The sequence below is a fragment of the Breoghania sp. JC706 genome (assembly GCF_037026715.1).
GTDB lineage: Bacteria > Pseudomonadota > Alphaproteobacteria > Rhizobiales > Stappiaceae > Breoghania.
Genome location: NZ_JBANCG010000027.1, coordinates 1 through 4673, shown reverse-complemented (window position 1 = coordinate 4673; position 4673 = coordinate 1). Strand labels below are relative to the sequence as shown.

The following is a 4673-nucleotide window of genomic DNA, read 5'->3' as shown; positions in this document are numbered from 1 at the left end:
TCTCCCGCCACGCACCCGTGCTGAACCCCTCCCACGGATCAATACCAAGGCCTGAAAGCCCGCTGTAATCGTTCATCGTAGGGTCCTTAATCTTCCGGCATATGACCCCCATATTCTAACAGATGCCGTGATGGAGAGAAGTAGAATCTCGCTGAAATATAATTGCGTCGAGCCGCGACGATGTGAAATGTCGAATAAAGATCTTGCAGTAAATATGAATATGTTGAGTTTATGGTTTGTTGATGACGTTAAGTATACTGAATTAAGGTGAGGTGTGTCGACGTAATCTTGAGAATTTTATCAACTGTCGGCAGGTCGATGCGGAACGCGTAAGCCGGTTCTCAAAGAAAGTTCGACTTTCGTAGCATATTCGCAAAGCGCCGACGTTCAGACGCCAGGCACCTGCCAGACTATTCAGTCGAGCCAACTTCGGAATGCGAGTTAGTATAAATCGAGTTCTTGCCCCATTCGAGAACGAACGATTTCGATCCTGCGACGGCAGGTCGGCAGACCGGGTTCGTGTGTATCGGACAGACTGAAAGACGCCCTGTTCTCTAAAGCGATAGGCCGGCTACCGCCGAGGCAATGCGTTCGCGCATCCACTTCATCAGCAACGAGTGATGCTTGCGCACGCTCCACACCATCTTGACGTCGAGAGGCGCATCGACGGGACATGGCACGATCGCTAGGGACGGATCCCGGATCTGGGCCAGCCGGCGCGGGATGGTCGCCACGAGGTTTGAACCGGCCACGATCCGGTCGATACCGGCCGGGCTCGGTACCCTGAGGGGGGCGTTCAGACGGTATCCCATTCCTTCGATTTTCCGCACGTAAGGCGATATCCACAGCCCACCATAGGTGATGATGACGTGCTCGAAATCGAGATAGTCTTCAAGCGTCGGGCTTCTTTTCGCCAAGGGGTGCCGCGCGTCCATCAGGCAGACATAGTGCTCGCGGATCAGCGTCTTTTCGAAGAAGGCTGCGTCGGCGCGTTGATAGGGGCCTATCAGGACATCCGCCTCGCCGTCGATCAGGCGTCGATGCCCGCTGCCGGAAGCGTCGATCACTTCGATTTGGACCCTGGGCGCTTCCTGGCGCAGACACGCGACGATCGCGGGGATCAGAATGCTGCGCTCATAATAGTTGCAGGCGATGGTCAGGGTCGCAGTGATGTCAGACGGGTCGAAGGCCTGCTGGAGCTTCATCGCATCGAATTCCGCCAGCAGATCGTTTGCATAGCGCGCGACGGCTTCGCAGCGTTCCGTCGGCACCGTCTTGCCACCCTCCCGCACGAACAGGGGGTCGTCAAAGACGTGTCTGAGCTTTTCTATTCCGTAGCTGACGACCGACTGGCTCAAGCCGAGCACCTCGGCGGCGCGGCTGAAGGATTTTTCGCGGTGAACGACTGTCAGCAGATGAAGCGTGCGGAAATCAAGCTGATACGGATCGCTCACGCAGGGGCTGGCCATCTTCTTTCTCGACATCCCTTTTCCTCATCTCATCGAATTATCCGATGATCCCTATCAAAAGGATCGTGTTGCTAGATAGATAACGAGTTGCCAAGCTCGTTTTCTAGCGTTCTTTGGGAGGAGACCGCGGAAATGCCTCTGGCACCGATTGAAAAAGACGTGACGCTCGATCAGCTCAACGTCGACCCCTATCCGATTTATCGAAGGATGCGCGCCACGATGCCCGTGGTCCGCGTTGCGTCCGCCCGCCGCACATTCCTGACCAAGGCGGCCGACACCAGGCGGGTGAAGGATGATCCGGAGCTTTTCAGTTCCGACGATCCACAGACGCCGATGCAGCGGGCGTTCAATGCCCACACGCTCATGCGCAAAGACGGCGAGGAGCATCGACGCGAACGCATGGCAATGCAGAAGGCCTATACGCCAAAGGTCATCAAGACGAACTGGGCGCAGGTCTATCGCGACATTACGAAAAGGTATCTCGACCGCCTTCCGAGGGGCGAGACGGTTGACCTGTTCAAGGAGATCTGCGGCCCGGTCTCGGCGCGCATTCTCATCCATATTCTGGGTCTTGAAGGCGCGAGCGACGAGCAGATGATGCGCTGGTCGCAGAACCTAATCGATGGTGCCGGCAATTTCGGTTGGGCGCCGGAGCCTTTCGAGGTGACCGACCGGGCGAATGCCGAGATGGACGCGCACATCGAATCCTGTGTCGCGCGGCACAAGGCCGAGCCGAACGACTCTGCTCTGTCGCTGATGGTGAATGCTGAGGATCCGATCCCCTGGAGCCAGATCGTCGCAAACATCAAGATCGCAATCGGCGGAGGCATAAACGAGCCGCGTGATGCGATGGCCACGATCGTCTACGGCCTCCTGACCAATCCCGATCAACTGGAAGAGGTTCGCCGCCGCGACGCCTGGGATGCAGCCTTCGAAGAGGGCGTGCGTTGGGTCGCGCCGATCCAGGCGTCCTCGCGGTTGGTGATGGCCGACACCGAGATCGGCGGATACGATATTCCGAAAGGTGATGTCGTGATGACGATCCAGGCTTCCGCCAATCGCGACGAGGACCTTTTCGAGGACGGCGAGAATTTCCAGGTCTTTCGGCCGAAGAACCTCCATCAGGCCTTCGGTTCGGGTCCCCATCATTGTGCCGGCGCGAATATCGCACGTCGTACCGTGGGCGAAATCATGATGCCCGCGCTTTTCGAGCGCTTTCCAAACATGACGCTGCCAGACCCCGACGCAGTGAAATGGCGGGGGTTCGGCTTCCGTGGCCCCATAAATCTGCCCGTCACGCTGAACTGACGTTCCGCGGAACAGCACCGGTTGCAAGAATAGATTGAGGAGGAGACCGATGGTCAAAGTGACATATGTCGCTTGCGACGGCACGGAGACGACCGTCGATGCCGAAGTGGGGGCGAGCGTGATGCAGACCGCCCTCGAAAACAATGTCGACGGGATTGTCGGCGAATGCGGTGGCGCCATGATGTGCGCAACCTGTCACTGTTACGTCGATGAGGCGTGGACGGACCGGACTGGCGTGCGCGGGGACGGTGAAGACGACATGCTTGAGTGTGCGGCCGCGGACGTGACACCCACCTCGCGCCTCTCGTGCCAGATAAGGCTCACGGAAGACCTCGACGGGCTGCGCGTTCACCTGCCCGAGGAGCAGGTGTGAGCCGATGGAGCGCATCGTCGTCATCGGGAGCGGGCAGGGGGGCGTTCAGGCCGCCATCAGCCTGCGGCAGGAGGGGTATACGGGCAAGCTCACGGTGATCGGCGCCGAGAGCGGACTGCCATATCAGCGCCCGCCGCTCTCCAAGGCCTTTCTCAAATCCGGCGATGCGGACGCGCTGCGGCTTCGACCCGCCGCCTTTTACGAGAAGAACAACATAGATCTGGTGGACGGCACGCGGGTTGAGTGGATCGATCGTGCGAATCGCGTGGTTCACGCGGGCGCGTCGGCCTTCGGCTACGATCACCTGATTCTCGCCACCGGCACGCGCAACCTGCGCCCGCCCATCCCGGGTGCGGAATTGGCACTGGATCTCAGGACGCTCGAGGATGCCGTGCGATTGCGAGCGGCACTTGCGGCGCCTCGGCGTTGTGCGGTCATAGGTGGAGGGTTCATCGGCCTGGAATTTGCGGCCGTGGCGCGCAGTCTCGGTCATGCAGTCACCGTGGCGGAGGCGGCGCCGCGCCTGATGGCCCGCGTCGTTTCACCGGAGATGTCGGCCCGCTTTCTTGCACTCCATGAGGCGATGGGAACGTCGGTTCGCCTCGCAGACCCGGCAGTTGCCATCAGCGAAGATGGAATCATGCTTGCCGGCGGCGACCGGATCGAAGCGGACCTGATTCTGATGGCCGCCGGTGTCGTGCCCAATACGGAACTTGCGCAAGGGGCTGGGCTTGCGGTGGAGAACGGTGTTGTCGTTGACTGTCGGCTCGTGACCGAAGACCCTGCGATTTCGGCGCTTGGCGACTGCTGTGCGTTCCCGGATCCGGTGACAGACCGCCTCGTGCGTCTGGAATCGGTTCAGGCCGCGACGGATCATGCCAGACTTATCGCCCGGCGGCTCGTTCGCGGAGAACGAGCGTCTTACGCTGCCGTTCCATGGTTCTGGTCGGACCAGTCGGATCACAAGCTGCAGATCGCAGGCCTGTCGTCTGCCGCGGACGGAGCCATTGTGCGCGGGGACGGGGCGACCTTCCGTTTTTGTGGGGAAAGGATCTCGGCCGTCGAGACCGTCAATGACGCCAAAACCCATATGCAGGCGCGCAAGCGTCTAGCCATCTCGCCGATTTTTGTCAGGGATCTTGAGGCGGCCGGGCTCGACCTTGGAGCGTTATGATGATGAAAACGCTCGGCTAATGGCCGCTCCATTGTGCGCGTGGCCATCCGGGGGATGCGTCCTGACCGTGTGTCTTTGTCGGCGCCACGCAAATGATCCACAGGCCGTTCCGGAGATTTGAAAAAACTGATTGTCGGGGGTTGACGGGTCGGGATGTGACCGACTACATAAGCGCCACACCGGGAGCGGCGCTGCTGCTGACGGCGGGGCCACTCGCTCCGGTGTTTCCCGAAAGACGGAGCCTGACACTCCGAACCAAGGTTCGGCAAGTCAGTCTTTGTGCCGGAAATGGGGCCTAACCTGCAAAGGTTGTGGCGACATGGCGGCCGGGCGACGAAAGTCTCTTTCG

Annotated in this window: 4 protein-coding genes; 3 read left to right on the top strand and 1 reads right to left on the bottom strand. The window is 59.9% G+C overall.

The features are described 5' to 3' along the window. Positions 1–554 precede the first annotated feature (554 nt). On the bottom strand, positions 555–1484 hold the full coding sequence (locus tag V2L18_RS23395; protein WP_336180763.1) for a LysR family transcriptional regulator: 930 nt from the start codon (positions 1482–1484) through the stop codon (positions 555–557). Positions 1485–1601: 117 nt separating this feature from the next. Between V2L18_RS23395 and V2L18_RS23390 the strand changes: the two genes are divergently transcribed. Genes V2L18_RS23390 through V2L18_RS23380 form a run of 3 tightly spaced genes read left to right on the top strand, consistent with a single transcriptional unit; the run spans position 1602 to position 4324 of the window. After that, positions 1602–2777, top strand: coding sequence for a cytochrome P450 (locus tag V2L18_RS23390; RefSeq protein ID WP_336180762.1), 1176 nt, complete (start codon positions 1602–1604; stop codon positions 2775–2777). A gap of 49 nt (positions 2778–2826) precedes the next feature. Next, a complete protein-coding gene (locus tag V2L18_RS23385) occupies positions 2827–3150 on the top strand; it encodes a 2Fe-2S iron-sulfur cluster-binding protein (protein WP_336180761.1) in 324 nt (107 codons plus the stop codon). 4 nt (positions 3151–3154) lie between these two features. After that, positions 3155–4324, top strand: coding sequence for an FAD-dependent oxidoreductase (locus V2L18_RS23380; RefSeq protein WP_336180760.1), 1170 nt, complete (start codon positions 3155–3157; stop codon positions 4322–4324). Positions 4325–4673: the final 349 nt, after the last annotated feature.